Below are 3,331 nucleotides of genomic sequence, written 5' to 3' on the forward strand. Positions count from 1 at the left end.
GTCGTCGCCTCGCTCCAGCCGCTGGCGGACCAGCAGGGCGTGGGGATGCGCTTCTCCGACGCGGGCCGCCACTTCGCCATCGCCGACACGGGACGGCTGCGGCAGGTGCTGTTCAACGTGCTGGAGAACGCCATCAAGTACTCGCCGCCCGGCTCCGAGGCCGACGTGCTGGTGACCAGCGGCGGCGGCGAGGTGCGCGTGGAGGTACGCGACCAGGGGCCCGGGATCGCGCCGGAAGACCAGGACCGGCTGTTCAAGGAGTTCTCGCGCATCAGCCGGCCCGGCGCGCGGGTAGCGGGCGCGGGGCTGGGGCTGGCGCTCTCCAAGCAGCTCGTGGAGCTGATGGGCGGGCGCATCGGCGTGGAGTCCGGCCAGGGGCGGGGGAGCGTGTTCTGGGTGGCGCTGCGGGCCGGCGACGAGATCCTGGGCACGGCCGCGGCGGAGGCCGAGGCGTGGGAGGTGGCCCGGCCCACGCGCGGCGAGACGGTCGCCGTGATCGACGACGACGCGGACATCCGAGCGTACGCGACGGTCATCCTCGAGCACGCGGGCTACGTCGCCGCGACCGACGACGGATCGCCGGGGGTGGCGGACCGGATCGTCCCCTCGCGTCCGTCGCTGGTGCTGCTGGACCTGAACCTCGTGGGCCGCACGGGCGCGCAGGTGCTGGAGGAGCTGCGCGGGATGCCGGAGATGGCGGGCGTTCCCGTCCTGGCCTTCACCGCCGGCGCGGCGCCCGAGGGCGAAACCGCGCACGTCGGCTTCGCTGGCCACGTGGTGAAGCCCATCGAGCCCGCCGAGCTGATCCAGCGCGTCGATTCCGAGCTGGCGAAAGCCGTCGCATCCCCCGGGTTCCCGAACGGGAACGCATCGGCGGAACGTGCATCGACCGGCCCGTCGCGCTCCTCCGCGGACGCCGAGCCCGACACGCTCGCATCCTCGTCCGCCCCGCATCTCCCGGCATCACCGACGGAGCTCTCGGTAGATGATCGGCGCGCCGCGCTCCCCCCGTCGGCCGAGGTGGGGGCGGGAGATGCGGACGAGGGGAGGACGGCGCTGGGCGACGCGGGTCCGTACCGCACGGACGCGGGGGATGTAGTTGCGCGGGAAGAAGATGCGGGAGACGAGGATGACTACCTGGCGCCGCTGCGGGCGCGGTTCCGGGCCGGGCTTCCCGTGCGTTTGGAAGCCATGGAGGAAGCCGCGCGCGACGGCGACCTGCCCACGCTGATCCGCGAGGTGCACAAGCTGCGCGGCGCGGCGGCCGGGTACGGCCTTGACGACGTTTCCGAATCGGCAGGCGACGCGGAGGAGCGGCTGCGCGAGGGCGCCGGGGCGGACGACGCATCCGTGAAAGCGCTCGCGACGCTGGTCCGGGCGGTCATCTCCGGGGAGCGGAACGGATGACGCGGTTCCGAATGGGACCGCTGTTCCGTTCCGGAACGCCTGTGTTCCCGATTGGAAACTTCCGCCGTGGCCGGTTCCGGCCTCGTCCGAGCATAAGTAGTTGCGGAGTATACGGTTGAGTGCAGAGGGGCACGTGGGCCGGTCCTTGCGAAGGAGGGGCACGCACCCACTAGCCACCGCATCCATGAGCATGCCGCTTAAACCCACCCTCGCCATCGCCGACGACGACGCGCTCCAGTCCGAGCTGCTCGCCGCCTGGCTGGAACAGCACGGCTACGACGTCCTCCGCTTCGACTCCGGCGATTCGCTGGTCAGCTGGGCGTCGGACACGCCCAGCTACGTGGACGCCTTCCTGCTGGACATCGACATGCCCGGCCGGGACGGCTTCCAGAGCTGCATCGACCTCAAGAGCATCGCCATCTACTCCGGCACCCCGGCGGTCTTCGTCAGCTCGGTGTGCCCCGAGACCGTGACCGAGCGCGTGAGCGCCGCCGGCGGGTCGTGGATGGTGCGCAAGGACGCCGACCTGCTGCCGCGCCTCACCTCGTGGCTCCAGGACAACCTCCGCCGGCCCGTTCCCGCGTAGCTTCGGGCGAACGTCGCCGGCCCGCCGCGCGGTGTGCGCGGCGGGCCGGGAGCGGCGTGCGGTGCGGGCGAGGCTGGGTTCTATGCGTGCTTCCCGGCGACCTGCCGCCGGTCCTGATGGCACCGCGCCCGCCGGAGCTCCGGCGGGCGCGGTGTGGTGTTCACTGGCAGACGAACGTGGGGCCGTTGCAGGCGCGGATGGGCCGCGTCTCGGTACAGGTATCGGCGCACGAGAAGGCGCCGTCGCAGGTGTGGCCGCCGCAGAAGGTGACGCCGCAGGTCACGGCGCAGGTGGGCGGGTCCCAGGTGTTTCCCTGGCCGCGGACGGTGCCGGACTGCTCCGCGAGGTCCGGCGGGAGAACGGCGAACGTCTCCACGTCCACCGCCGACAGGTCGAGCCGCATCTTCTTCATGGTATCCTCCAAGAGGTCCGGGTTGAGGCGCCCGCCACGCGCCGCCGCACCGGAAGAGTAAAGCCCCCCGCGGCCCGCCGGGCGTGGTTTGGGACAAAACTCTCCCCGCCGGGGACGAGCCGCACCTGCGAGGGGCGGCCTGAACGGCGCTCTCCCTCGGCCGGGCCGCTCGGCGGGCCGCTAGCCGACCGAGCCGAAGAGAAACAGCAGCATGGGGATGCACGAAGGCCCGGACGCGTGGTGCGTTCCGGGCCTTCTGTCGTCTTCCGGCGAGCGCATCGATCATCCGACACAGGAGATGCCGTTCCTCGTCGCGCGACCATCTACCGAATCGTCCTACAACGCATCGTCGGTCGATGTGGAGGATCGATGCCGCTCACGCGTCGGGGACGATGGTGTAGCGCAGCGCGAGGCGGACGTCGTGCGCCGCGTGGTCGCCCAGGGCGATGCGGTAGACGACCGGCTCACTCTCCCCGCGCCCCACCTTGCCGCGGCTGCCGATGGCGACCGGCCCGCCATCTACCCGCTGGAACTCGCCGCCCGCGCCACGCACCCGCAGCAGGTCCGCGCCCGAGGCCGGCGAAGCCGCATCGGCCGCGACGGCCTGGACCGACACGATCTGCCCCGCGGGGCCGGACGAGGTGACCGGCGCCGCTACGTCCATGTACTGCCCGCGCCGCACGCTCACGCTGCTCGAAGCCGCGGACCGGAAGCCCACCGACTCCAGGATCGTGGCCGACACCCCGATGAACCCCGACTGTGACTGGGCGCGCGCGACGGCAGGAGCGAGCGAGAGGGCGATTCCGAGCAGGATGGCGAGGCGCGCCATGAGAGCTTCCACTTCCGCGAGAGACGTAGGCTGGACGTCTCCCGTGCAATGCGAAAGCGAAGCCGCTTTGTGACGCGTGTAAGTCTATGTAGTAACA

4 protein-coding genes are annotated in these 3,331 nt (G+C 71.7%); 2 read left to right on the forward strand and 2 right to left on the reverse strand.

What is annotated here, in order from left to right; translation table 11 throughout:
- Positions 1 to 1,407 (forward strand): ATP-binding protein (locus tag VFE05_24735; GenBank protein ID HET6233306.1); only part of this gene is annotated, 1,407 nt, incomplete at its 5' end.
- A 190-nt stretch (positions 1,408 to 1,597) separates the two neighbouring features.
- Positions 1,598 to 1,993, forward strand: a complete 396-nt coding sequence (locus VFE05_24740; protein ID HET6233307.1) for a response regulator — start codon at positions 1,598 to 1,600, stop codon at positions 1,991 to 1,993.
- Between the two features lie 160 nt (positions 1,994 to 2,153).
- Here the strand turns inward: VFE05_24740 and VFE05_24745 are convergent, their stop codons facing one another.
- Both VFE05_24745 and VFE05_24750 read right to left on the reverse strand, forming a co-directional pair.
- Complete coding sequence (locus VFE05_24745; protein HET6233308.1) at positions 2,154 to 2,405, reverse strand: hypothetical protein; 252 nt, start codon at positions 2,403 to 2,405, stop codon at positions 2,154 to 2,156.
- A gap of 376 nt (positions 2,406 to 2,781) precedes the next feature.
- Complete coding sequence (locus tag VFE05_24750) at positions 2,782 to 3,234, reverse strand: hypothetical protein (GenBank protein ID HET6233309.1); 453 nt, start codon at positions 3,232 to 3,234, stop codon at positions 2,782 to 2,784.
- Positions 3,235 to 3,331: the final 97 nt, after the last annotated feature.

The organism is Longimicrobiaceae bacterium, assembly GCA_035696245.1.
Taxonomy (GTDB): Bacteria; Gemmatimonadota; Gemmatimonadetes; order Longimicrobiales; family Longimicrobiaceae; genus DASRQW01.